Raw genomic sequence first — 22,765 nt, forward strand, 5'->3', positions numbered from 1 at the left:
AATGGCTTGGACGCATCCCAAGTCATTTTTTAATTTTTTTGAAGAAGGAAGGATGAATTAATATGAAATTTTCCTTTGATCATTTAGTTTGGTTCCACCATAAACCTGAAAATGCGATACAACCTCTTTCAGAAAAAGGAATCCATGTGTTGCAGGGTGGTCGTCATGAATCTTGGGGTACGTATAATTCACTCTCTTATTTTGATTTAAGTTATATAGAGTTTTTAGGGATTGAAGAGATATCAGTTGCTGAACAACACAATGAAAATCAATTAATTACCCAAATTGTTCAGCAGCTCGCTAAAGAAAATCGGGAAGGTCCTGCTAAAATAGCGATTCGAACCGATCAAATTGACGAATTAGCCATAAAGCTGAGACAAGAGGGTTTTACTATATATGGTCCACTTCCAGGACAACGTGTAACTGCAAGTGGGGAAGTGATAAGGTGGACACTTCTTTTCATCGAGGATCATCCTAATCAGCTATCGTACCCTTTTTTCATCCAATGGGAAAAAAATGATGAGGAAAGATTGTCTGCGTTTATGGAGCAAGGAATGTTGGAAAGGCATACTGCCAGAAATTCCAAATTTGAAAGTGTCGGGTTTGTTGTCCGGGATTTGGAAGAAACGGTAAATGCCTGGGGAAAGTTTTTAAATCTTACGCCCAGTGAAGAGTTCATGGATGAAGTCTTATGTGCTAGATGTCAAAAATTAAAATTGCCTGGTACCAATCTAATTTTCTGTACACCGCTTGGAAAAGGACCAGCAGAAAAGGTCTTAAATGAAAGAGGGGAAACACCTTTTTTAGTAAACTTGTCTGAAACTACCCAAAATAGCATTTTTGAAATGTTGAATGGCTATTGGAGCTTCCAATAACTTTTTACCAATCAATTTAGATTGATGAGTTTCCAATTTAAAAAAAGGTTTTTTTGATAAAACTCTAATTTACTAAGATTGGGGAGAAACATTTGGTAAATTCAAAATTAATTTTAGTAGAGGGATTGCCTGGTTCCGGAAAATCCACAACGGCAAAAATTACGAATGATATAGTAAGAGAGTGGAACGTGGATACAAAGTTGTATCTTGAGGGGAATGTTGAACACCCGGCCGATTATGAAGGAGGCTCTTTCTTCTCAAAAACTGAATTTGCTGAGCTGTTAGAACAGTTTAGTGAAGTGGAGCACATTTTATTAAAACATGCCATTGAACGCTGTGATGGATTTGTGTTGTCCCAATATAAATTAAAAAAAGACCTTGAAGAAATAAAGATTCCAGATACTTTCTGGAAACAAATTTGGAATCATGATATCTATGAGCTGCCACTCGAAAAGAACATTGAATTAATAACCGATAAATGGAAAAGGTTTGCTGAACAAGCAATGACAAGCGATCAAACTTTCATTTTCGAATGCTGCTTTATACAAAACCCGGTAACAATTGGGATGATAAAATATGGCGCTTCTCAGGAAGTGGTCATGAGTTACGTAAAGCAATTGGCAGACATCATTGAACAGTTAAACCCTATTCTAATTTATGTTGATCAATATGATTTGTCCAGGTCCTTTACGAAGGCTGTTCAAGAAAGACCAAAAGAATGGTCCACTGGATTTATGGATTACTATAATAACCAAGGCTACGGAAAAATGCACGGTGCTCAAGGGATCGAAGGAACAATAGCTGTTTTAGAAGCAAGAAAACAACTAGAAACCTCCATTTTTAATGCATTAGATATAAAAAAGGTTAAAATTGATAATTCTCAGTTTGACATAGATTTTCACAAAAACCGAATCATGGAAGTATTCATGAATTTTGTAAAAATGTAAAACTTTTAATTGATCAGGGTGCACTTTACCCCTGATTTTTTTCAACGTTGAGAAATTATTTTGTGGAAATAATTAGCATGGTTTGTTACTCCAAATAAAAATATAATGAAGATGGGTGAAGGGACAGAAAGCCATTCGCTTAGAGGAGTAGGATATGTTTTCAAGCATGAGCAACAAAGTTTTAATAGAAACATATAATAATGCAGTAAAGCTTAAACTAGACGTAGATTTTTTAAAACTGTTAGAGGAAGAAATAAATCGAAGAGGGATACAATCTGAAAAGGTAGAATGAATGGTATAAACCATCGCTCTATACTAAAGATTTCTTGTACCTTCTTCCAATCGTAATTAGGTTGTAATGTGATAAGATCAGCGAATGGCTTTTTGCTTTTCACTTCTATTATCAAGATTAAACGTCTATTAAATTTTCAAACTACTGATACTATTTAAAAAGCTAGGATAGCCTAGCTTTTTTTCTTTTGGTTATTTGAATAAGCAATTATTTCCCCTTATATATCACTCAATAGTTTTGTATAATTCTATATAATGAGAATTAGTAAATAAAATGTAGTGGTCAGAGCAAATCTGAAAATATCCTTTTGTAAAATGGAGTGCTGGAAATGATAATAATACGTAACGTAACGATAAAAGATTTATCTGATCTTGTAATCATTGAACATCTTTGTTTCCCAACAGAAGAAGCAGCAACTGAAGAGGCGTTTAAACAACGAATTCGACTTATACCGGATAGTTTTTTTGTTGCGGAAGAAGGTGGTGTCATAGTGGGTTTAGTCAATGGTCCAGTGATTGAAACGGAATTTATTACTGATGATTTATTCGAAGAGATTAAGGAAAATCCAGCATTCGGCGGTCATCAAACGGTTTTAGGGGTTGCAGTTACTCCACATTTCCAAACAAGAGGAGTGGCAACAGCGTTATTAGTACATCTTGAAAAAGAAGCAAGATTAAAAAAACGTGAAAGTATTACACTAACTTGTAAAGAGGATTTAATCCGGTTTTATGAGAACTTAGGATATAAAAATAGAGGTGTTTCGAAATCGGAGCATGGTGGAGTAACTTGGTACAACATGAGTAAAAAATTGCAATAAAGCAGTAAAGAATAAAAAAGAACCTGAGCCCAAAAACTAAGGTTCTTTTTTATACAGTCGACATATTCAGCAAAAGGTTTAGGATATGGTAGAATGGGTATTAATTGGAAATCATTTGTAAAAGTAAGGGAGAGATATCCATGTACGAATTAAAAACAAAAGAAACAGACAATAGTGTTATTGAGTTCATCGAACAGGTGGATAGCCCTAAAAAACGTGAGGACGCTTACAGATTATTGGATATCTTCACAGAGACCACTGGATTTGAAGCGCAAATGTGGGGACCAAGTATTATTGGTTTTGGATCCTATCATTACAAATATGAATCAGGTCATGAAGGTGACGCGCCATTAGTTGGCTTTTCTCCGAGAAAAGCAAAAATCAGCTTGTATTTTGCACCAGGTGACACGAAGCGGGAAGAATTATTAAACCAGTTTGGAAAACACACCACAGGGAAAGCGTGTGTGTACATTAATAAAGTAGCAGATATTGATGTAGATGTTTTAAAAGCATTAATTAATGAATCTGTATCCTTTTTACAAGAAATGTATCCTGCAAAATAACGCCAGTGAGTCCCTTATATTTACAATCGATTTGATTGCGAATAAGGGACTCTATTTCAATTCTTGTAAGCTTGGATGGAGGATGAAATAAGAGTATGACCATACATACCGAAATAAAGAATTATTGCTTGGAAACCATCCTCTTGTTTGGATGGTTCCATTTATTAACATGATCAAGGAAGCAATCCGGCTATCCCTAATAGTGATAGAACAATTTCAAAAAGAATTAGAATCACAATAATCCATTCAACGAATAGTCCGCGGATCGAGTGACTGATTGTCGAAAATCCATCCATGATGTTATAGAGTATTTCCGTTTTACTTTTCAAGATTTTATACCGATCATTCAACTCGAAAAACTCCAGCATCTTATCATAAAATTCACCTGCTGAACTGCTTGTCCAGGTGATATCAGGCTTATCAAGAATCATGATGTAAGCAAGAGTGTTATACTCGTGACGGATGATTTTTGCAGTCGTCCTTGCTAGTTCTTTATTGCCGATTCGCAGCTTGCCTTTCTCTAGTCGGTCAATCATCGTTTCAAGCTTATCGTTAATTTGTCCTAGCTGGTACTCCGTCTTTTCCAAAGCTACCGACTTTGCCAATACAGTAGAAATTAATTCAGGATAGTAACTCTCATATTCAGGAACAACAACATATTCGTCTGTTAACTCGATACTTTCGGTTTCTTTCATGTGTAGACTATAATCATCGCTGTATCTGTCTGCGTTTTTGACATCAATTTCCGGCTCGAAGGAGTGGAGGTAATTCAAAAAATCGGTTATCTCATTCGGAGTTGAGTGATTAATGAATACAATGCTGCCGAAGGAAAAAACAAGTACCATTTGAGTCTCGTCGACTTTTTTGTATAGAATCGATTTTAAGATTTCACCTTTTAGAATTAACGGCTCTTCCCAGGTGAATTTCTTTGGTATCCCACAATGGACGGCGATTTTGTTTAAATCTATTTCATGGGTAATGGCAAAGGCTTTAAAGGTTAAATCTCTCATATTCACCACTCTTTTCTTTTTTCTTAGTATATGAACCATGCAGTTAAATTAATGAAGGATATGTGAAAACAATAGAGAATAAATTAAGAGATACACGAATTAAAATGAATTTGTAAGGAGAAATATTAATGACTCATACGGAATTTGTTTACGTTATCTACATTGCGACTGCACCTGAAAAGCTTTGGGAAGCTTTGACAAGCAGCGAATACACAGAAAAATACTTCTTTGGCAGCAGTATTAAATCCGATTGGCAAGAAGGATCAGAAATCACTTATTCACGAAATGGACATGTAAGTGATTATGGAAAAATAATAAAATGTGAACCGTTTCAAGAACTCTCATTTACATGGACTTATGTGGGAGATGGATGGGAGGGGAAGCAGCCATCGAAAGTTACGTTCCAATTGAAACCTTTGGATGCAACTGTAAAATTGACGTTAAGGCATGAAAACCTACAACCGGGTGATTTAGTGGATAAAGACGATACTTTTGAAGGTTTAAACAATGGCTGGCCAGCGATTTTAAGCAATTTGAAAAGCCTTCTAGAAACCGGAAAAACTTTGCCTGCTGTTTCAATATAGAGATACTTAAAAGTTTGCAGAGAAACATCGCTTTTTTAAATAAAGTTTTTTCAATTGAAAACAAATGTAATACTTTCTCCTTATTGTTAAATAATAAGAAAAAAGGAGAGATGATTATGGACAATATAAAAGAATATATCGCAGCAGACTTATCGTCAAATTTAGTTAGTGAAATCAAATCACTGGAAGAAAAATTAAGCGAACAAGCGCATAAAGAAGTTGTTGTTATTGCATACGAAAAAGGCAATTAATAATTAAAAAAGAGCCGTTAAACAACGGCTCTAACTTTATTTTGCAAATACATGATTTCCAATTGTCTTTACTACTTCACGAGTAGTTATCCATTTATCTGTTGCGATTTCTGGATTATAAAAATAAATGCTATCATTTAAACGATCTTGTCGTGTTAATGCTTCTTCAACTGCTCGAATCGCTTCATCTGACGCGGGATTATTTATTTCACCATTTTGGACTGGTGAAAAGGCATAAGCTTTGCCAACAACTTCGTTTATCACTTCTGTAATGGTATTTGGAAATTCAGGTGAATCAACTCGGTTTAATACAACAGTTGCAACAGCAACTTTTCCTTCATAGGATTCGCCTTTTGCTTCTGCTTCTACTAATCTCGCAAATAAGTCTTTCTCTTCATTTGAAATAGATACAGCTGGTGTTTCTGGAGTTTCTATTTCAGGCTCAGTTGTTTGAGGTTCAGAAATTGGTGTTTCTTCCACATTAGTTTCTGAAGATTCGATAGCTAAGACTTTCGGTTTATATGGAATGAATTCCTTTTCGTCATTGTAATCATTATTTTCTTGTTTCATTTCATTCATGATCGGACCAGATGCTTGTCCAATTTCAGAAAGGCTGTCTGCTTTTACAACTTCATACTGGGTAATGGCTTCAACCGTAGAATTGTGTATTCCAATAAAAGCAAATGTAGCTACACAAGCTACCGCAACCTTTTTTAAATTAGTGTTTTTCATGTGTGCTACCTCCTGATGTTTTGTATGCTATAACACTAACATGAGCAAACACATGTTATACAGAACGATAACGTTACATTTCTTTATAGTTTGATGAACAACATTACATCTGAAGTGACAATATGACATTATTCCTATTTCCCTGTCATATTCGACCCAATTTTACGGTATAGAGGAAAGTTTTGTATAAGCAATATGGAGGAGAGTGAATTTTTAATAATTATTTCTATAATCTAATATTTCGGAAATGAAAATAAATGAGCATTGTGATACTATTACCATATTAAATGTATCAATATAATGGAGATGGATTTGCGTGCTAATTTGGAAGCGTAATTTGTGGGTGCTTTGGATAGGGGTTTTTTTCGTATCAGCAAGTTTTTCCATGGTTATCCCGTTTTTGCCTATATTCCTACTTCAAATTGGTGTGCATGAACACACAGAAGTTTGGTCAGGTTTGTTGTTTAGTGCTGCTTTTTTCGCAGGAGCGATTGCTTCACCGTTTTGGGGGAGAGTAGCAGATAAATATGGAAGAAAGCCGTTGTTAATCCGAGCAGGATTAGCTCTTTTTGTTGTCTATACGTTAACAGCTTTTGTAACAAATCCGTATCAGCTGTTAGGTTTACGTATTATGCAAGGTTTGTTAAGTGGATTCATACCAGGAGCCATCGCCTTAGTTGGTACCAATACACCAAGCAATAAAGTAGGATACGCTCTATCGATGATATCCTCAGCTTCTGCGTCAGGTGGCATTGTTGGACCGCTGTTAGGAGGGGGAATTGCTTCGTTAGTGGGGAATCGAGTGGCGTTTGGCAGTGCAGGAATGTTCGCGCTCATTTCCACACTCCTTGTTATCTTTTGGGTGACGGAAGAAAACTTCACTCCTAGTAAAGAGAAGGGCTCGATAATGAATGATTTTAAAGTCGCAGCGTCAAATCGTTCATTAATGCTGGTACTCGCATTAACCGCGATCACATCGGGTTCTGTCATGACCATTGAACCAGTTTTACCATTATATATAGTAGATCTTGGTGGTTCATCCCAGCATGCTTCGTTACTTGCAGGAATCGTTTTCTCACTTCCTGGTATTGCTAGTGTCATTTTTGCACCTTTGTGGGGAAAATGGGCTGACAAAGTCGGTTTCCAAAAGGTCTTATTCATCGGGCTAATGGGTGGGGGAATCGGAACCATCGCCCAAATTGTCTTCAGTAATATTTGGGGATTCTCTATTACTCGGTTCATTTTCGGTATCTTTTTCTGTGCCGTATTCCCTGCATTAAATGGACTAGTTGTAAGGTCAACACCAAAAGAATTCCGCGGGCGAGCGTTTGGTTTACACCAAACCTCTAATCAAATAGGCGGGATGATTGGACCGATTATTGGAGGAATCCTTGGTGGTATTTTTCCGGTTCAAACGGTGTTTGTTGTTACAGGTTTCTTACTCCTAGCCGCAACAGGTATGGCTTATTTGCACGCAAATGACTTAAATCGCGATTTTAAAACAAAAGTCGTTTCTGAAAAGTAACATTAAAAAGGATATAAATAGTATGTAATTAAGCCAACCATGATTCCCGTAATAGCTCCAAAAAAGACTTCTGTTGGTTGATGACCTAATAATTCTTTTAGTTTTTCTCTAGACTCCGGTTTCTTTAAATTGGGGTCTTTTAGCGTTTCAATCAGACTGTTAAAATCAGCTAACAATGTGTTTAGTATTTCCGCATGATAACCAGCATGCCTTCGAACACCCATCGCATCGTGCATAACGATCGCGGATACCACAACGCAAATAGCAAACTCATTTGACATAAAACCTGACATTAATCCAATTACTGTAGTCAATGAAACAATCATTGCAGTATGTGAACTCGGCATTCCGCCAGTGCTAAACATCAAATTCCATCTTAATTCCTTTGATGCTAAAAAATGTATCGGTATTTTTACGAATTGGGCAATGAACATCCCTAAAAATGCAGCTAATATCGGACAGGATAAAAACATTATAACCACCTCCTTATTTATCATATCAAAAAGAAACCCTAAATAACCGGAAGATTTTTAAAGAAAATGGAAGTATTGTGATAATATATGTATTGGATAAACCTAGGGTTTGGAGATGTAAAATAAATGATTATAATACGGCAAGAACAGCCAACAGATTATAGAAATACAGAAAATGTTGTAAAAAACGCATTTTCAACTGTTGAGATTAGTGATAAAAAAGAGCATGAACTCGTGTCTCGTTTGCGGAAATCAGAAGCATTTATTCCTGAGTTATCTTTCGTTGCCGTTAGTGAAGATACCAATGAAATCTTGGCTCATATACTATTAACTAAAATCAAAATCAAAAATGACCACCTCTCTGTGGAATCACTTGCTTTGGCTCCTGTTTCTGTATTGCCTGAGTATCAAAATAAGGGCATCGGAAAATCATTAATTCTAGAATCTTTGAAGATAGCGAAGGCAGTCGGCTACCAATCGGTTGTGGTCCTAGGACACCCGGATTATTATCCAAAATTCGGGTTCAAACCAACATCACAGTGGGGAATTCGACTACCTTTTGACGTATCAGAAAAATATTTCATGGCATTAGAGCTGGAAGATCGTGCTCTTGAGAATGTTGATGGAATCGTTGAATACTCACGTGCATTTTTTGAATAAAAATAAAGAAGTAAGAGTGGCTACATGGTCACTCTTACTTTTTTTTGTGAATTCTTGTCTAGGCTTGAACAGCCAAGAAGAGATCGTGCCTGAAGAAGTAGTTGAAGCAAGATTAGGTAACAATCCCGGCAGGATTCTCTAACTAAATGATTCTATAGTTTCTATTATTTTTTTTAGTGCTTCACGATCGTCGGAACCAGATGCTTCTAAATTAATTTCTGCATTGTTGGGGATGGCTAGAGATAAAACGCCCATTATTGATTTACAATTAACTTTATGTCCATTGTAGGTAAGATAAATATCAGATTCAAATTGAGAAGATACCTGGACCAATTGGTTAATCGCACGACTGTCTAAACCAGCATTGCTTTTAAGCTGAATTGTCTTAAGTACCATTTGAGGAAATCCTCCTTATCATTCTGATTAAATTACATTCTTTTATGTATGAAAGATAATATTGAAATATGATTCATTTCATTTTTTTTAAAATGATTGTGACCGAACTTCGGAAATAAAAGTGGACATGGTCACTCCAAGCGGTCTGGAGTGACCGAAAACCAAACCTAAAAGCAAAAACGGTCACTCCAGCATTAACCTGGGGTGACCGTTTCTTGTTTAACTTATATTTCTAGAATTTTTTCTAATTTTTCTTGGTCAAAGCCGAAAACAACCTCTGATCCATTTTCATCCTCTATTACAGTAGCAGGTGTCGCTGATGCACCTAATCCTACAATTTCATCTAGGTATTGAGGATTTTCTCTGATATTTTTCTCTTCAAAATCAATACCATTATCTTTTAACCAGAGTTTTTCAGCTGTACACGGACCACAACCTTCTTGTGTGTATATCACTACCTTGCGCATTTATATTCCTCCTTTGTTCAACATACTTACATCTTAAACCATTTCATTTAATAAAGTCTCATGTCATGCTTCCATTTATAAGTGAATAGTAAATTACAAGCAATGCATTTCAGCTTCTGCTTGGTCCCAAGGGACAGAGTAGCCTTTCCCTTTAGAACAAAAAATCGAAGAAGAAGTATACTCCGGGTCAGCGTCCTTATTATAGTTGATCTTTTCTATGACCTCATGTGGATTATGACAAGGGTAATATCCTCCGAATACAAGATTCATTGTGCCTTTTCCTTGCGTAATCGCTGCAAATTCAGAACCGTAGTACATAAATGTTGCCACTGGTACTTTTCCGGTAATTACAGCTTTGGTACCTGATGTATTAGGTGTTTCAAAGCTGCCATGAGCATTTTGGATATCCGTCATAATTTTCCCTAAGTGGTCAACTTCTATTTTAATTGTAAAATAATAAAAAGGTTCAAGCAGGATGTTGGTTGTTTTTTCTAAGCCCTGCCGCAATGCACGGAAAGCAGCTTCGCGGAAGTCCCCGCCAGAAGTATGTTTATTATGTGCACGTCCAGTTAATAAGGTGATTTTTAAATCTGTTAGAGGTGAGCCTGTTAGGATGCCATGGTGATCTCGTTCAAATAGATGCGTTCGGATGACGTTGTGTGTCCCCACTGGAAGATGATCTGTTTGGCATACACTTTCAAAGGATATTCCGCTATTCCTTTGTGCTGGAACTAACTTCAAATGAACCTCTGCATAATGACCTAAAGGTTCAAAATGACCGCAGCCATTGACCTCTGAACCAATGGTTTCTTTATATAGAATTTCCGGCTCACCAAATGAGACGTCCATAAGAAAGCGATCCTTAACAATTTGCTTTAACACTTCTAGTTGAATGATTCCCATTACTTGAATATGAATTTCCTGAGTACGTTCCTCCCAGGTTAGATTTAATGAAGGATCTTCGGCATCTAGTCTCTTAAAATAACGCAATACATCTTTCACATTTAGGCTCGAATCAAAAATCACTTTAGATTTAAGGGCAGATATCATTTCGTATACAGCAAGTATTTTTAATGTGCCTAAACCGTCTCCAGCAGAAGCATTTGATAGTCCGGTTACAGCAAAAATATCACCCGCTGAAACCAAATCGACAGCTTTGAATTTATTTCCATTGTAAACCCGAATTTGTGTTATTTTTTCACTTTGGTTATCACCATAACTGATTTCGTCCCGTACCTTTAACGTTCCGCTTAGGGCTTTGATAAAAGTTATTCTTGTCCCTTTTTCATCATAACGTATTTTATAGACACGGCCAGAAAATGGGGCACCACGTTCATAATTGGTGGTGGTCAATAGGTCTAATTTTTCAAGGAAGCTATCGACACCAATATCGTGTAAGGCACAGCCACTAACACAAGGGAATAGGTGGTTTTCATTAAACAAGTCTGTCATTGTGTCCAGCCACAAATCGTACTGGTAACCTGACTCCATGTACATCTCCAAGAGTGATTCATTCCGTTCAGCAATAAACTCAACTAAGTCCTCATTCATTTCACCCTGTTTGAGAGTTGAGGAAATATCACAAACATCATTCGTTAAATTTACACGAATCTCTTCAATTACCCTGTCAGGGTCTGCGCCAATTCGGTCAATTTTGTTAATGAAAAAGAATGTTGGTACCTGGTACTTTTGTAAAAGGTTCCAGACTGTTTCCGTATGTCCTTCGACACCCTCGACAGCACTCACAATCAGAATGGCATAATCCATTACCTGAATAGCTCGTTCCATTTCGGGAGAAAAATCGACGTGACCTGGAGTATCGATTAAATAATAGTGAGATTGATTATAAGAGAATGCAGCCTGCTTAGCAAATACAGTTATACCTCTTTGTTTTTCGATATCATGATTATCAAGGAAGGTGTCCTTGTGGTCGACACGTCCTCTTTGTTTGATTGTTTTCGTATGATAAAGCAGTTGTTCTGCTAATGTGGTTTTTCCCGCATCCACATGCGCAAACATTCCTATCGTTTTCTTCATTTAGACACCTCTATGATCCTTGCCATTCAATAGTTGATAACGATTATTATATCACCATCGTTGAAAGAAGTTAGCTGAAAAAGGTTATTTAATCCATAAAGCACATTGATATCACTACACTAGCGTTTGCTAGCACATTGATATCATTGATAAAAATCACTTATTCCTAAATCTACCATATGACTTGGACAACTTTTACCATATATCTATTAACTAATATGTTTAAGATTCATATATTCACATGCGTGACATACATATACAGTAGGAAGACATGCAATAGTATTTATCTAAAACTAATGAAAAGGAGATAAGCACAAGGGAATGGAGTTCTTACGTGAAATCATAGCGAATTATGGGTCATTTTTATCATTGGACGCCTTAGGTAAAGTATTAACAGATCCTGCTAGTTGGGGTGTTATCGGTACTTTAGTGATTTTAGAAGGACTGTTATCGGCCGATAATGCGTTAGTTCTTGCTGTTCTAGTTAAACACTTGCCAGAAGAACAACGAAAGAAAGCACTATTCTACGGCATTATTGGAGCTTATCTATTCCGAGTGGTAGCCATTGGAATAGGTGTTTCTTTAGTCAATATCGGTTGGATTAAAATTGTTGGAGGTCACTATCTTCTTTGGATTGTCCTTCAAAATTTCATGAGGAAAAAAGAAGGCGACGAAGAGATTCAAACGAAGAAAGTGGGTTTTTGGACCACGGTTTTAACCGTAGAGCTAATGGATATTGCTTTTAGTATTGATAGTGTGATCGCAGCATTTGGTGTGTCTAATCAAGTATGGGTACTCTTTTTAGGTGGAATCCTAGGTATCTTAATGATGCGGGGAGTAGCCCAATTATTCCTAGCCCTGATTGAACGAGTACCTGAGTTTGAAACCACTGCATTTGTCTTAATCGGCATTATTGGTTTAAGAATGATTTCTGCAGCCTTTGGTTTCCAAATGGACGAAGTTATCTTTTTTAGTATTTTAATTGGAATCTTTTTTGGGACATTCCTTGTACATTTTTTAAAAGGGAAGGTTGCAACTAAGTAAAAAGTAGGTTCTGCTGTAAATCGTAAACTTATAAAATGTAAAGAAAATGACTATCAAATTGATTGATAATTTGATAGTCATTTTTTATTGGTATGACCTCGGGTACAGTAAATAAAAGTGCTAGTCATATAAATTTGCATTCCAATTGTCCTTGGCGCTTTGAATTTTCAATATCAATCTCTCCCTTTTTTAAAAATTTGTAGACATGAAGTATGCTCTATTATCCTGTAAATAAAATATAAATGATAATACTCAACATTAAATAAAATAGTTTTCTAAATTATTATAAAATAAGTTAATATAAATAAGTTGTTATATACACTTTTTGTCATTTAAGGGGGAAGGTTCATGCGTGAAGAGGGATACATAGAGGTAACAGGCGGGAGAGTTTGGTACCAAAAGTTTAATAAAAATTCTACAGGAACTCCTGTCATCATTTTGCATGGAGGTCCAGGATCATCGAGTTACTCATTAGAAGGCTTACAGGAACTCCAAGTAGATAGACCCGTTATTTTATACGATCAATTAGGCTGTGGAAGGTCAGATCGTCCAAGTGACAACTCTCTATGGAATATTGATCGATTTGTTGAAGAGCTGGCACAGGTAAGAAAAGCTTTAAATTTAGATGAAGTACATATTTTAGGCCATTCATGGGGTACAACCCTAGCTGCCGCTTATTGTTTAACCAAACCAAGCGGAATAAAGAGTGTTATTTTTTCAAGTCCATGTCTAAGTGCGCCGCGTTGGGAACAAGATCAGATTGAAAATCTTAAAAAACTTCCTATAGAAATTCAAGAAACAATCAAAGAATGTGAAGAAAATGGAACGACTGATTCAGAGGAATTCAAAGTTGCCATTAAGGAATTTAACAAAGTGTTTGTTTGTCGCGTAGAGACAGAACCTGACCCTGAATGGGTTAAAAAGGGAGCTGGATATCGAAATCCTGAAATATACAATATAATGTGGGGGCCATCTGAGTTCAGTGTAAAAGGAAATTTAAAATCATTTGATTGTACTGCTCGACTGAGTGAAATCTGTTGTCCAACTTTATTTACATGTGGAAGATATGATGAAGCTACACCTGAATCTACAGAGTACTTTAGCAGCCTTGTACCAAATGGGAAATTTCATGTTTTCGAGAACAGTGCTCATTTGCCATATTTTGAAGAACAAGATGAGTTTTTACAAGTTGTAGGAAATTTTTTAAAGTCAATTGATCTTGATTAATCTCTTAAAAAAATCCACCAATATGAATGGTGGATTTTTTTAACTCAATTTCTAATTTACTAACTATTACTCCTTCATTTCATCCTGTTCTACAGGTTCGTCATCCTGTCTAACAGTTTCAACATTCTGTTCTACAGCTTCAACATCCTGTTCTACCGCTTCGAAATGCTGTTCTACAGCTTCGACAAACTGTTCTGCAGCTTCGACAAGCTGTTCTACAGCTTCGACAAGCAGGTCTACAGCTTTGACTTGCTGTTCTGCAGCTTCAACATCCTGGTATACGATTTCGACAGCATCATCTTGCGAAACATGGGAATGTTGTGCAGGAGCCTGAAATACGTCTACCTCTTGAAAAATAGATGGATCATAATACACAAATTCAAATTGCTGTTTATTATCGATATTCTGTTTTTTTAACTGCTTGTCCTCAACATGGGTGTCTGAAGATTTATCTTTCTTTTGCTTCTTTTGCTTCTTTTTTTTAAACTGCTTGTCGTCATAATGTATGTCTGAAGATTCATCCTTTCGGTGCTTCCTTTTATGATTTTTTTTAGGTGACATTTCTTTTACACTCCTTAATTATTATTGTTTTATCATATTAATGGTGTAAATAATGGAATCTGATTTGAATCGTTTTTCACTATTCCCACCTTTAAATTGAAATTTTCATTATCAGCATATGCATATGGTTACTGAGATTCCTGCACTATTCGTCCAAAAGTAGACAAGAATAAGGCTAATAAAGAAAAATATGGTATAATTCGGTATTACATTTATGAGTAAAGATTCGGAGGGATCTAAATGGATAGTACGACTCGATCTTATTTTGAAAATTTGCATTCTAAGGATAAGGACTTGCAATATGAGGCATTTATTCAAATCATGGCGGCTAAATAATAGATGAAGTTTCTCGAGTCGCTTCTAAATACTCTAATGTTAAGTCTTGTGGAATTATTTTACCTTGTGGGATTATTAATTGGTGTTGGTTTCTTATTAGGCGTGTTAGAAAAATACTCGAATAAATTTCTATTTAAAACATTTGGACCACGAGGCGTTTTGGCCACTGCTTGGATTGGCACACCGATACACGAACTCGGACATCTTCTACAGTGCTACATTTGGGGACATCGAGTAACGAGGGTTAAATTCTTGCAATTAAACAGTCCTAGTGGAGTTCTCGGATATGTAGAGCACCAATATAATCCAGGTAACATTTATCAACAAATTGGAAATTTTTTTATTGGAATGGGTCCCATTTTCAGTGGGATTGGTGTATTGATTATTGGTATGTATCTATTAGTTCCTGAATCCTATCAGACTTTTAGAGAATATATTGTTGTACATATTTCTACTGACGTTCAAGATAGCAATGATTTAATGGTGATAGGGAGAGCGGTGCTAGCGATCACCAAAAGTCTCTTTACAATTGAAAATATGCTCAATCCGCTATTTTGGATTTTTCTAGTTCTGGCTATCAGTATATCCTCACATATTGCATTAAGTAGGGCGGACATAAATGGGTCTGCCAAAGGGTTATTAATGATATTTTTCGTCTCGTTTATAACGAACCTTGTTACTAGTTTCTTTGGTATAGATACGTATGTATTTATCACGAGATTAACAGAATATAATGCCTACGTATTAGCTTTTTCTAGTATTGCGATTCTTTTTTCAATTATTACACTTTTGATATCCTATGTTTTGTATAAACTGAAAACTGGCTGGTGATTAATATGGATAAAACTTTTGGAAATAAACAAGAGGGTTATGAATATCGACCGAGGCAAGCGGTATACGCAATAATTTTTAACGACACAAGAGAAGAGGTTGTTACCGTACAAACCCCTGATGGCTATTATTGGCTGCCTGGCGGTGGAATAGAAGGTGATGAAAGTCATCATAATTGTCTTTGGAGAGAATTATTAGAAGAAACAGGATATGATGTAGAAATTGATGATTTTATTGGTAAAGCCAAACAATTCTTTATTTCATCAAGTAATGAGCATATCGCCAACGAAGGTATCTTTTATTTAGCGCAATTGTTATCAAAAGTCTCTGAGCCGGTTGAGGATGATCACTCTCTTAAATGGATACCAGTAAGTAGTGTGGAAGAATTTCTTTACCATCAACATCAAGCTTGGGCGGTTAAAGAGGGATTAAAGCATTGTCTTCATGTGAAAGAAGGCTGAAATATTTGAAACTATTTTCCGTTATGCTTGGCGGATTTTTTGGGACAATTACTCGATATAGTATAGGAGAATGGATACAAACAGATAATGGATTTCCTCTTGGAACACTATTAATAAATCTCTTAGGCTGTTTCGTACTTGGTTGGTTCCTTACTTACTTCACTATAAGGAATAATATAAGACCGGAAATCACTTTATTAATCGGAACTGGATTTATCGGTTCATTTACTACTTTCTCTACCTTTTCAGTAGAGACCATTCTTTTATTTCAAAATGGACTCGCTTTTTATGGAACTCTATATGTTTTAATGAGCATTATTTTAGGGCTGATATTTGCATATTTAGGCCTAAAATTTGCTTTGATTAATGGAGAAAAAGGGGAAACACATTGATTTGGTTAATCGGTATAGGCGGTTCTATAGGTGCAGCAGCTAGATATTTATTAGGTAATTTTATTAATAAAAAAAAGAACCTAGAAAGATTCCCATTGGGGACTTGGCTAATTAATATTACTGGATCCTTTCTATTAGGGCTACTGGCCAATCTTTATCAGTCAAATGAAATCAGTGATTGGGTCTGGCTTTTTGTTGGGGTTGGTTTTTGTGGAGCCTTTACCACTTTCTCGACGTTCGGTTATGAAACGTTAATCTTATTGCAATCAAACAAAAAAATTTTAGCATGTGTATATGTTTTAACATCAGTTATTTTAAGTATTCTATCGGCTGCTTTAGGTTTTATTATTTAACTTAAACGAAGTGGACACACAACGGTGCTCAAGGAGAATAAGTTAACAGTAGGAGCTATCGCTGAGACAACAACTCATTTATAGGACATTGCCAGGCAAACGAAGCACAACCTGATAAGGGTTGTGTTTTTTATAATGTGCCAGAAGGATTTGTGACCTAACGACGTTACTTTTAGGGAATAAGGTAACGATAATTAGAGAATCGTTACCGTTAGCAACCTTTTTCAATGAATAAGGTAACGATTAGCTTGGGCATCGCCCACACAAAGTATCAAGTCACTATATGATTTGAGCCAGTCACCATTAACTGGCTCATTTCTTTACTGCATAATTGAAATCACAAATATATCCTATACTGAATGAATATAATTCATCGAAATACTTATTTTTAAATTGAAAGTAGGTATTAGAAGATGAAGAGCAAAATACATCGGTGTAATTGCAGGAAAGTATGGTCGATCCAAAATCGAAAAACAAAGGTTACTGCCAGTTCTATTCTTTTGATTGGTGAGTGGTTTGCTGAAATAAAACCCGAAAGGAGATGTGACCCTAAGGGCTTTGTCACCACGAATAAAAGCCATGAAATAATTTACAATCCATCTCAAGAATATGTAGAGAATTTTGTAAAAGTAGAAAAACTTATTTATGACAAGAAAAACATCAACTTTAACATAAAAAACGGAAAATATTTATTATTTGCTGAAGATGGTTCCTGTTATATCCTTAAAAAGGAAACAAATCCTTAAAAATGTAACAAAAAAGCTGTCACACTACAGCTTCTTTTTTTGGCAATAAAAATGTCAAAATACTATCATAAATGATTGATTTAAAAGGCATGGCCATATGGTATGTTTAATTTAGAAAACTATTTTTTAGTAGTGGAAATGTTAATAACTAGCACTGGTATTCTCCGTATCTTTGTAGTTTAATTGACTCCATACAGAAAAATTTTACGTTATTTTTGGGGTGTCAACGATGAAATACACAGGCAGAATCACTTTACTAATTTTATCCATAATGGTATCTATTATCGAATCATTTTCAGAAGCAACATCAATATGGTCAATCCTAGAAGCTATTCTTTTTGCTGCCATCGCTTATCTTTTGGGTTGGGTTTATGATAAGGCCATCCATTATAAGAATAAAGCTGAAATGAGTGAAACTAGGTTATGGGATCTATTAAAATTCTCACCAGAACCCTTTCTTGTATACCAAAATGAGATGATTGTATTAGTGAATGATAAATTAGAGGAATTAGTTCAATCATCTTCTAACCAAATTATTGGAAAATCAATTTTTCATTATGTATTACCTGATTATCATTCTACTATTAAGCAACGGCTGCAAGAAATGATTGAAGGGAATAAAAGCATTGATCGTGTCGAATTAAAAATTAATACAACACATAATAATGTTTTGGATATTGAAATCTCCTCTGCTCCAATTGTTTATAATAATAAACCCGCAGTAGAATTGTTTCTAAGAGATATTACTAAACGGAATAGATTAGAGGATGAGTTGAGGAAAAATGAGGAGTTGTTTCGGTTTATTACTGAAAACACTACAGATCTTATTTCTTATCTAAATCCTAATGGAAATTTTGAATATCTATCACCATCTTCTAAGTGCATGTTAGCCTTTAATCAAGACGAAATGATTGGTAAAAACCTATTTGAATATTTACATCCGGGTGAAGTTGAAAGTGTAACTCGACTAATTTTAGAAGCAGATTCGAATTTGGATTTTGCTTCCCTTTCGCACCGGGTTAAGAAAAAAGATGGTACGTATATTTGGGTAGAAACTAATGCCCGAACCATTCGAAAAAACTCTCGAAAGCTAGAAGGTATTGTAGCCGTTTCTAGAGATATTACAGACCGTATAGAAAAAGAAAAGAGACTTCATGAAACTAATATTATGTTGCGTTTTATATCAAATATGGATGGTTTAACGGGAATAGCAAATCGACGTTATTTTGATGAAAAGCTACAGGAGGAATGGAATCGAACGAAGCGTAGCTCTTTACCTTTTTCAGCCATTATGATTGATATTGATTATTTTAAAAAATATAATGATTTTAACGGACATCTGGCTGGAGACGAATGTTTAAGACGAATTGCAATAGCTTTAAAAGAAACACTAAAGAGAACTTGTGATTTTGTAGCTAGATATGGCGGGGAAGAATTTGTAATTTTACTCCCCGAAACAGATGAGCAGGGTGCAGCACATGTTGCAGATTTACTACACGCAAATATAAAAAAACTGAACATACCATACATGCCGACAGCAAAAGAACCAATTGTCAGCATAAGCGTAGGTTACGCAACACTGATTCCCGATGAATATTCGAAACCTGAAGATCTAATAAAACTTGCTGATACAGAATTATATGTTGCAAAAGAAAGTAGAAAAAACCAATTTATTTTCAATCAATACTCCCACCTAGCATAAGAGCAAGGTGTTTTTTATAATTTACAAGTGTATTTTCAAAAAAACTGAGAATAAGAGAGTGGCAAATTGATATTATATGAGGGTACATAGCGGTGAATTCTAAAAAATGTACCATTATTTGAGACATTTACATTTATTAATGGAGTCAACCTCCAGGAGGAACAAAATGAATAAGAATAAGTATGTGTTTATTGGGCTTGTGATTACAACACTCATTTCAGCTCTTGATACAAATATCATGCAAACAGCAAGTCCAACCATTGTCAATCAACTTGGGGGCTTGGAATTGTTTTCATGGATATTTGTTGTTTATATGTTAGTCAGTACGATAACGGTCCCTCTTTACGGGAAATTATCGGATATGTATGGTCGAAAAAAGCTATTAATGATCGCCGTAGCTTTGTTTACTATTGGATCGATCCTTTGCGGTTTAGCTAATTCTATGGTAACGCTGATTATTTTCCGTGGTATACAAGGATTAGGGGCAGGAGGAATGATTCCACTCTCTATGATCATTGTAGGGGATTTGTTTACGATAGAAAAACGTGGAAAAATCCAAGCAGTCTTTAGTGGTATTTGGGCGGTATCTTCGATCATTGGTCCTATATTAGGATCCTTTTTTGTGGAAGAGTTGACCTGGAGATGGATTTTCTTTATCAATATTCCAATTGGAATAGCAACCGTTCTTTTTCTAATCCCCTATAAGGAAGCTGCAGAATACAAAAAAACGCATATAGATTATAAAGGTTTCTTCCTTTTCGGAATTTCTATTACACTTTTATTGTTATCAACGAGCTTGAGCAATCCTTTCTGGTACGTTATTAGTGGTGTTATTGGGTTTATACTATTTGTCCTTGTGGAAAGAAAGGAACAATATCCATTCCTTCCCGTTACCTTATTTAAAAATAAAGGGTTACTTTCGACGAATCTTTTCATGTTAGTTTATTGCCTATCTTTCTATGGAACATCGAACTTTATTCCGTTATATTTGCAGAAAGGCAGTCAAATGAGTATTTATAAAAGTGGATTGATTCTGTTAAGTATTGCACTCGGCTGGATGTTTGGCAGTACTCCTGCAGGAAAATGGATTATCCGCTTTGGGTATAAAGTTTTATTTATGGCTGGCAGTATTGTTACAACCGTTTCAGGTTTGGTTCTCTATTTATTTATCCAGGATTTATCCTATATTGGTTTGTTTATCATCTTGACGATCCAGGGTTTTTGCTTTGGTTTATTGTTTGCCCTTGGAACAATAGCCTCACAAGAATTTGCTGAATCCAATATTAAGGGTATGTCTACTTCACTTCAAATATTTTTAAGAAATATCGGGGCATCCGTTGGTGTAACAATCATGGGAGTGATTATTAACCATGGTGTCACACTTGCCATCGGGATGAAAAACGTCTTTCTTTATGCCCTCATTTTGAGTTTTATTACCATTTTTCTTAGCTTTCGAATCCCAGAAAAAACATCATCTGTGGGAGAAACAGTAGTATCAAAGTAAAGGTTGTTACAGGTGTTGAATAAAATACCTTCACGGATAAATAATAGACTTAGTGTTATTCTTTTAACACTAAACTTCAATGTGGAGGGATATACTTTGAATATACTTTTTAGCTTATTAAGAGTCTTAATGCTTATCGGGATTAGGTCAGCATACTTAATTGATTATGCGAAATCTAAATTCAACCATATGTTGAGGATGCCGATGATACTAAGCCCTGTATATTCAAAAGGTACCATCTAATTCGCATTGATGAAACAAAAGGTAAGCATATTCGTGCTTGCCTTTTGTTGATTTCATCTATATATATTTTTTGCAATCTTGGGTAAAAATATCGTAGAGGTGAATATATGCAGAATAAGGATAAGTTAAGACTTACTTCCTCCGAAATAGGGACATTGTGGGGAGAGTATGTTAATGGAACAATGACAGATGTAGTTAATAGGTATATGGTAACTATCATTGAAGATGAATTAATAAAAAATATTTTTGAGGATGCCATACGGACATTTGATAAGCAAAAGAAACAAATGGTTGCTTTTTTTGAGGGAGAAGGTTTTCCAGTTCCAATTGGATTTACAGACTCTGATCTCCATAAAGGGACTAAGAGATTATTCACTGATATTTTTTGCTTAAATTATTTGCATATTATGACACTACATGGTTTGCTAGGGCACACAACTTCATTAGCTGTGTCTGTCAGAGAGGATTTAAGACATTTTTATGATTCATGTGATAATGATGCGAAAAGAATGTATCATCAAACAATAGAGTTATTGCTTGAAAAAGGGAATTTTCAACGAGACCCTTTATTTTACCCTACAATAAACCCCGAGTATATCTCAAGTAATGATTTCACTGATGGCATTTTCGGAAAAGGGAGACGTTTAGCGGCTACAGAGATTATCAGTATATCTTTAAATCTTAAAAAGAGTATTATGGCTAAAACTCTGTCTATCGCATTCAGTCAAGTCGCTCAAGAAAAAGAGGTTAGAAAGTTTTTAGAGGATTCTGAAAAAACGGCTGATCAACAAATAAAACTATTTGCAAAAATCATGCAGTCGGATAATTTACCAGTACCTCGGTCGTGGGAAACAGAAGTAACCACATCAAGCGATTCTCCATTTTCTGATAGGTTATTGCTGTATCATATTGGATTCTTGTTCCAGGCAGCACAAAACTACCATGGAGCAGGGTTAGCCTCTGCTATGAGAACAGATCTTGTAGCCGCATTTGAAAGTATTATTCTAAAAAATTTAATGGTTACAAAAAAATGGTTTGACCTTATGGTGGAAAATAAATGGTTAGAGCAGCCACCACTTGCGCCAAATAGAAAAGAAATTGCAAAAGAAATATAAAAAAAAACTTGTCATTACAAAAAGTCCAATTGAAGAATTGGACTTTTTAATGGTGAAAATGTCTGTGGATATCTATTATTTTAGTAATTCTTTATAATCTTTTCCTTTTTGCACATAATTTTCGCTGGAATATTTGAGCATTTGCAGATCTTTTTCTGTTAATTCGCGGACTACTTTACCAGGTGAACCGAGAACGAGTGAGCGAGGAGGGATTTTGATTCCGCCAGCTAAAAGTGTATTTGCGCCAATTATACATTCATCTCCTACTTCGACATTGTCTAATAAAGTCGAACCCATTCCTATTATACAATTTCTGCCAATATTGCATCCATGTAAAATAACATTATGACCAATGGTAACATCGTCTCCAATTTCAACAGGAGAACCTTCATACAGATGAATGGTGGAGTTATCTTGAATACTGCATCTTTTCCCAACAGTGATTGGGCCATCATCTCCCCTCAGAACCGCATTAAACCAGACGGTTGATTCCTCTCCAATCGTAACATCACCAATAATATAAGCACCAGGTGCTACAAATACACTTTCATGAACTGTAGGTATTGTCCCTTTGTATGGAATATTCATGATTATCTCTCTCCTTTATATTCAGAATTGTTT

27 protein-coding genes are annotated in these 22,765 nt (G+C 35.6%); 19 read left to right on the plus strand and 8 right to left on the minus strand.

Features of this window, described 5'->3' with window-relative positions; genetic code table 11:
* Positions 1 to 62 precede the first annotated feature (62 nt).
* From TR08_RS06500 to TR08_RS06515, 5 genes are all read left to right on the plus strand, one after another.
* A complete protein-coding gene (locus tag TR08_RS06500) occupies positions 63 to 875 on the plus strand; it encodes a VOC family protein (protein WP_045516723.1) in 813 nt (270 codons plus the stop codon).
* 92 nt (positions 876 to 967) lie between these two features.
* Positions 968 to 1,822, plus strand: coding sequence for a hypothetical protein (locus TR08_RS06505; protein ID WP_045516724.1), 855 nt, complete (start codon positions 968 to 970; stop codon positions 1,820 to 1,822).
* Positions 1,823 to 1,976: 154 nt separating this feature from the next.
* Positions 1,977 to 2,114, plus strand: a complete 138-nt coding sequence (gene sda / locus TR08_RS30815; RefSeq protein WP_081954375.1) for a sporulation histidine kinase inhibitor Sda — start codon at positions 1,977 to 1,979, stop codon at positions 2,112 to 2,114.
* Between the two features lie 328 nt (positions 2,115 to 2,442).
* Positions 2,443 to 2,931, plus strand: a complete 489-nt coding sequence (locus TR08_RS06510; protein ID WP_045516726.1) for a GNAT family N-acetyltransferase — start codon at positions 2,443 to 2,445, stop codon at positions 2,929 to 2,931.
* Positions 2,932 to 3,071: 140 nt separating this feature from the next.
* Positions 3,072 to 3,494: a DUF1801 domain-containing protein gene (locus TR08_RS06515; protein ID WP_045516727.1), complete on the plus strand. Its 423-nt coding sequence runs from the start codon at positions 3,072 to 3,074 to the stop codon at positions 3,492 to 3,494.
* 173 nt (positions 3,495 to 3,667) lie between these two features.
* Here the strand turns inward: TR08_RS06515 and TR08_RS06520 are convergent, their stop codons facing one another.
* Complete coding sequence (locus TR08_RS06520) at positions 3,668 to 4,504, minus strand: RMD1 family protein (RefSeq protein WP_045516729.1); 837 nt, start codon at positions 4,502 to 4,504, stop codon at positions 3,668 to 3,670.
* A 128-nt stretch (positions 4,505 to 4,632) separates the two neighbouring features.
* Between TR08_RS06520 and TR08_RS06525 the strand changes: the two genes are divergently transcribed.
* Together TR08_RS06525 and TR08_RS33560 are read left to right on the plus strand one after the other, a co-directional pair.
* Positions 4,633 to 5,088, plus strand: coding sequence for an SRPBCC family protein (locus TR08_RS06525; protein ID WP_045516731.1), 456 nt, complete (start codon positions 4,633 to 4,635; stop codon positions 5,086 to 5,088).
* Positions 5,089 to 5,204: 116 nt separating this feature from the next.
* Positions 5,205 to 5,339 carry a hypothetical protein gene (locus TR08_RS33560; protein ID WP_274520996.1) on the plus strand — a complete coding sequence of 45 codons (135 nt, stop codon included), beginning with the start codon at positions 5,205 to 5,207 and terminating at the stop codon, positions 5,337 to 5,339.
* A gap of 36 nt (positions 5,340 to 5,375) precedes the next feature.
* Here TR08_RS33560 and TR08_RS06530 read toward each other — a convergent pair whose 3' ends face one another.
* The gene (locus TR08_RS06530; RefSeq protein ID WP_045516733.1) at positions 5,376 to 6,071 is read right to left on the minus strand and encodes a cell wall hydrolase; all 696 of its coding nucleotides are present in this window, start codon (positions 6,069 to 6,071) and stop codon (positions 5,376 to 5,378) included.
* A gap of 316 nt (positions 6,072 to 6,387) precedes the next feature.
* Here TR08_RS06530 and TR08_RS06535 point away from each other — a divergent pair, with 316 nt between their 5' ends.
* Entirely contained in the window at positions 6,388 to 7,596 is a 1,209-nt protein-coding gene (locus TR08_RS06535; protein ID WP_045516734.1) for an MFS transporter, read from the plus strand.
* Positions 7,597 to 7,598: 2 nt separating this feature from the next.
* Here TR08_RS06535 and TR08_RS06540 read toward each other — a convergent pair whose 3' ends face one another.
* Complete coding sequence (locus TR08_RS06540; protein ID WP_045516736.1) at positions 7,599 to 8,069, minus strand: divergent PAP2 family protein; 471 nt, start codon at positions 8,067 to 8,069, stop codon at positions 7,599 to 7,601.
* 126 nt (positions 8,070 to 8,195) lie between these two features.
* Here TR08_RS06540 and TR08_RS06545 point away from each other — a divergent pair, with 126 nt between their 5' ends.
* Positions 8,196 to 8,729, plus strand: coding sequence for a GNAT family N-acetyltransferase (locus TR08_RS06545; protein WP_045516738.1), 534 nt, complete (start codon positions 8,196 to 8,198; stop codon positions 8,727 to 8,729).
* 138 nt (positions 8,730 to 8,867) lie between these two features.
* On the opposite strand, the gene TR08_RS06550 is transcribed toward TR08_RS06545, so the two are convergent.
* From TR08_RS06550 to TR08_RS06560, 3 genes are all read right to left on the minus strand, one after another.
* The gene (locus TR08_RS06550; protein ID WP_045516739.1) at positions 8,868 to 9,125 is read right to left on the minus strand and encodes an HPr family phosphocarrier protein; all 258 of its coding nucleotides are present in this window, start codon (positions 9,123 to 9,125) and stop codon (positions 8,868 to 8,870) included.
* A gap of 224 nt (positions 9,126 to 9,349) precedes the next feature.
* Complete coding sequence (locus TR08_RS06555; RefSeq protein WP_045516741.1) at positions 9,350 to 9,592, minus strand: glutaredoxin family protein; 243 nt, start codon at positions 9,590 to 9,592, stop codon at positions 9,350 to 9,352.
* Positions 9,593 to 9,685: 93 nt separating this feature from the next.
* Entirely contained in the window at positions 9,686 to 11,629 is a 1,944-nt protein-coding gene (locus TR08_RS06560; RefSeq protein WP_045516743.1) for a GTP-binding protein, read from the minus strand.
* Between the two features lie 321 nt (positions 11,630 to 11,950).
* Between TR08_RS06560 and TR08_RS06565 the strand changes: the two genes are divergently transcribed.
* Both TR08_RS06565 and TR08_RS06570 read left to right on the plus strand, forming a co-directional pair.
* Positions 11,951 to 12,673 (plus strand): TerC family protein, encoded by a 723-nt coding sequence (locus TR08_RS06565; RefSeq protein ID WP_045516744.1) that lies wholly within the window; start codon positions 11,951 to 11,953, stop codon positions 12,671 to 12,673.
* 348 nt (positions 12,674 to 13,021) lie between these two features.
* Positions 13,022 to 13,900 (plus strand): proline iminopeptidase-family hydrolase, encoded by an 879-nt coding sequence (locus TR08_RS06570; protein WP_045516745.1) that lies wholly within the window; start codon positions 13,022 to 13,024, stop codon positions 13,898 to 13,900.
* Between the two features lie 66 nt (positions 13,901 to 13,966).
* Here the strand turns inward: TR08_RS06570 and TR08_RS06575 are convergent, their stop codons facing one another.
* Positions 13,967 to 14,461, minus strand: coding sequence for a hypothetical protein (locus tag TR08_RS06575; RefSeq protein ID WP_045516746.1), 495 nt, complete (start codon positions 14,459 to 14,461; stop codon positions 13,967 to 13,969).
* 339 nt (positions 14,462 to 14,800) lie between these two features.
* Between TR08_RS06575 and TR08_RS06580 the strand changes: the two genes are divergently transcribed.
* From TR08_RS06580 to TR08_RS06615, 8 genes are all read left to right on the plus strand, one after another.
* A complete protein-coding gene (locus TR08_RS06580) occupies positions 14,801 to 15,628 on the plus strand; it encodes a hypothetical protein (protein ID WP_045516747.1) in 828 nt (275 codons plus the stop codon).
* A gap of 5 nt (positions 15,629 to 15,633) precedes the next feature.
* Positions 15,634 to 16,089 (plus strand): NUDIX hydrolase, encoded by a 456-nt coding sequence (locus TR08_RS06585; RefSeq protein ID WP_045516749.1) that lies wholly within the window; start codon positions 15,634 to 15,636, stop codon positions 16,087 to 16,089.
* Positions 16,090 to 16,094: 5 nt separating this feature from the next.
* Positions 16,095 to 16,481, plus strand: a complete 387-nt coding sequence (crcB, locus tag TR08_RS06590; protein WP_045516750.1) for a fluoride efflux transporter CrcB — start codon at positions 16,095 to 16,097, stop codon at positions 16,479 to 16,481.
* Positions 16,478 to 16,834: a fluoride efflux transporter CrcB gene (gene crcB, locus TR08_RS06595; protein WP_045516752.1), complete on the plus strand. Its 357-nt coding sequence runs from the start codon at positions 16,478 to 16,480 to the stop codon at positions 16,832 to 16,834. The genes crcB (TR08_RS06590) and crcB (TR08_RS06595) overlap by 4 nt, the downstream gene beginning before the upstream one ends.
* A gap of 413 nt (positions 16,835 to 17,247) precedes the next feature.
* Positions 17,248 to 17,580 carry a hypothetical protein gene (locus TR08_RS06600; RefSeq protein ID WP_045516754.1) on the plus strand — a complete coding sequence of 111 codons (333 nt, stop codon included), beginning with the start codon at positions 17,248 to 17,250 and terminating at the stop codon, positions 17,578 to 17,580.
* Positions 17,581 to 17,809: 229 nt separating this feature from the next.
* Positions 17,810 to 19,282 carry a sensor domain-containing diguanylate cyclase gene (locus TR08_RS06605; RefSeq protein ID WP_045516756.1) on the plus strand — a complete coding sequence of 491 codons (1,473 nt, stop codon included), beginning with the start codon at positions 17,810 to 17,812 and terminating at the stop codon, positions 19,280 to 19,282.
* A 166-nt stretch (positions 19,283 to 19,448) separates the two neighbouring features.
* Entirely contained in the window at positions 19,449 to 20,786 is a 1,338-nt protein-coding gene (locus TR08_RS06610; protein ID WP_045516757.1) for an MDR family MFS transporter, read from the plus strand.
* 350 nt (positions 20,787 to 21,136) lie between these two features.
* On the plus strand, positions 21,137 to 22,144 hold the full coding sequence (locus TR08_RS06615; RefSeq protein ID WP_045516758.1) for a DUF3231 family protein: 1,008 nt from the start codon (positions 21,137 to 21,139) through the stop codon (positions 22,142 to 22,144).
* A gap of 75 nt (positions 22,145 to 22,219) precedes the next feature.
* Here the strand turns inward: TR08_RS06615 and TR08_RS06620 are convergent, their stop codons facing one another.
* The gene (locus TR08_RS06620) at positions 22,220 to 22,732 is read right to left on the minus strand and encodes a gamma carbonic anhydrase family protein (protein ID WP_045516759.1); all 513 of its coding nucleotides are present in this window, start codon (positions 22,730 to 22,732) and stop codon (positions 22,220 to 22,222) included.
* Between the last annotated feature and the right edge of the window lie 33 nt (positions 22,733 to 22,765).

This window comes from Neobacillus niacini, from assembly GCF_000759675.1.
GTDB lineage: Bacteria > Bacillota > Bacilli > Bacillales > Cytobacillaceae > Neobacillus > Neobacillus niacini_A.

What these genes read in the sequence shown, in the direction of transcription:
- TR08_RS06500 (WP_045516723.1), top strand. Translation starts at nt 63, where the DNA reads ATGAAATTTTCCTTTGATCATTTAGTTTGGTTCCACCATAAACCTGAA.
- sda (WP_081954375.1), top strand. Translation starts at nt 1,977, where the DNA reads ATGTTTTCAAGCATGAGCAACAAAGTTTTAATAGAAACATATAATAAT.
- TR08_RS06510 (WP_045516726.1), top strand. Translation starts at nt 2,443, where the DNA reads ATGATAATAATACGTAACGTAACGATAAAAGATTTATCTGATCTTGTA.
- TR08_RS06515 (WP_045516727.1), top strand. Translation starts at nt 3,072, where the DNA reads ATGTACGAATTAAAAACAAAAGAAACAGACAATAGTGTTATTGAGTTC.
- TR08_RS06520 (WP_045516729.1), bottom strand. Translation starts at nt 4,504, where the DNA reads ATGAGAGATTTAACCTTTAAAGCCTTTGCCATTACCCATGAAATAGAT.
- TR08_RS06525 (WP_045516731.1), top strand. Translation starts at nt 4,633, where the DNA reads ATGACTCATACGGAATTTGTTTACGTTATCTACATTGCGACTGCACCT.
- TR08_RS33560 (WP_274520996.1), top strand. Translation starts at nt 5,205, where the DNA reads ATGGACAATATAAAAGAATATATCGCAGCAGACTTATCGTCAAATTTA.
- TR08_RS06530 (WP_045516733.1), bottom strand. Translation starts at nt 6,071, where the DNA reads ATGAAAAACACTAATTTAAAAAAGGTTGCGGTAGCTTGTGTAGCTACA.
- TR08_RS06540 (WP_045516736.1), bottom strand. Translation starts at nt 8,069, where the DNA reads ATGTTTTTATCCTGTCCGATATTAGCTGCATTTTTAGGGATGTTCATT.
- TR08_RS06545 (WP_045516738.1), top strand. Translation starts at nt 8,196, where the DNA reads ATGATTATAATACGGCAAGAACAGCCAACAGATTATAGAAATACAGAA.
- TR08_RS06550 (WP_045516739.1), bottom strand. Translation starts at nt 9,125, where the DNA reads ATGGTACTTAAGACAATTCAGCTTAAAAGCAATGCTGGTTTAGACAGT.
- TR08_RS06555 (WP_045516741.1), bottom strand. Translation starts at nt 9,592, where the DNA reads ATGCGCAAGGTAGTGATATACACACAAGAAGGTTGTGGTCCGTGTACA.
- TR08_RS06560 (WP_045516743.1), bottom strand. Translation starts at nt 11,629, where the DNA reads ATGAAGAAAACGATAGGAATGTTTGCGCATGTGGATGCGGGAAAAACC.
- TR08_RS06565 (WP_045516744.1), top strand. Translation starts at nt 11,951, where the DNA reads ATGGAGTTCTTACGTGAAATCATAGCGAATTATGGGTCATTTTTATCA.
- TR08_RS06570 (WP_045516745.1), top strand. Translation starts at nt 13,022, where the DNA reads ATGCGTGAAGAGGGATACATAGAGGTAACAGGCGGGAGAGTTTGGTAC.
- TR08_RS06575 (WP_045516746.1), bottom strand. Translation starts at nt 14,461, where the DNA reads ATGTCACCTAAAAAAAATCATAAAAGGAAGCACCGAAAGGATGAATCT.
- TR08_RS06580 (WP_045516747.1), top strand. Translation starts at nt 14,801, where the DNA reads ATGAAGTTTCTCGAGTCGCTTCTAAATACTCTAATGTTAAGTCTTGTG.
- TR08_RS06585 (WP_045516749.1), top strand. Translation starts at nt 15,634, where the DNA reads ATGGATAAAACTTTTGGAAATAAACAAGAGGGTTATGAATATCGACCG.
- TR08_RS06600 (WP_045516754.1), top strand. Translation starts at nt 17,248, where the DNA reads ATGAAGAGCAAAATACATCGGTGTAATTGCAGGAAAGTATGGTCGATC.
- TR08_RS06605 (WP_045516756.1), top strand. Translation starts at nt 17,810, where the DNA reads ATGAAATACACAGGCAGAATCACTTTACTAATTTTATCCATAATGGTA.
- TR08_RS06610 (WP_045516757.1), top strand. Translation starts at nt 19,449, where the DNA reads ATGAATAAGAATAAGTATGTGTTTATTGGGCTTGTGATTACAACACTC.
- TR08_RS06615 (WP_045516758.1), top strand. Translation starts at nt 21,137, where the DNA reads ATGCAGAATAAGGATAAGTTAAGACTTACTTCCTCCGAAATAGGGACA.
- TR08_RS06620 (WP_045516759.1), bottom strand. Translation starts at nt 22,732, where the DNA reads ATGAATATTCCATACAAAGGGACAATACCTACAGTTCATGAAAGTGTA.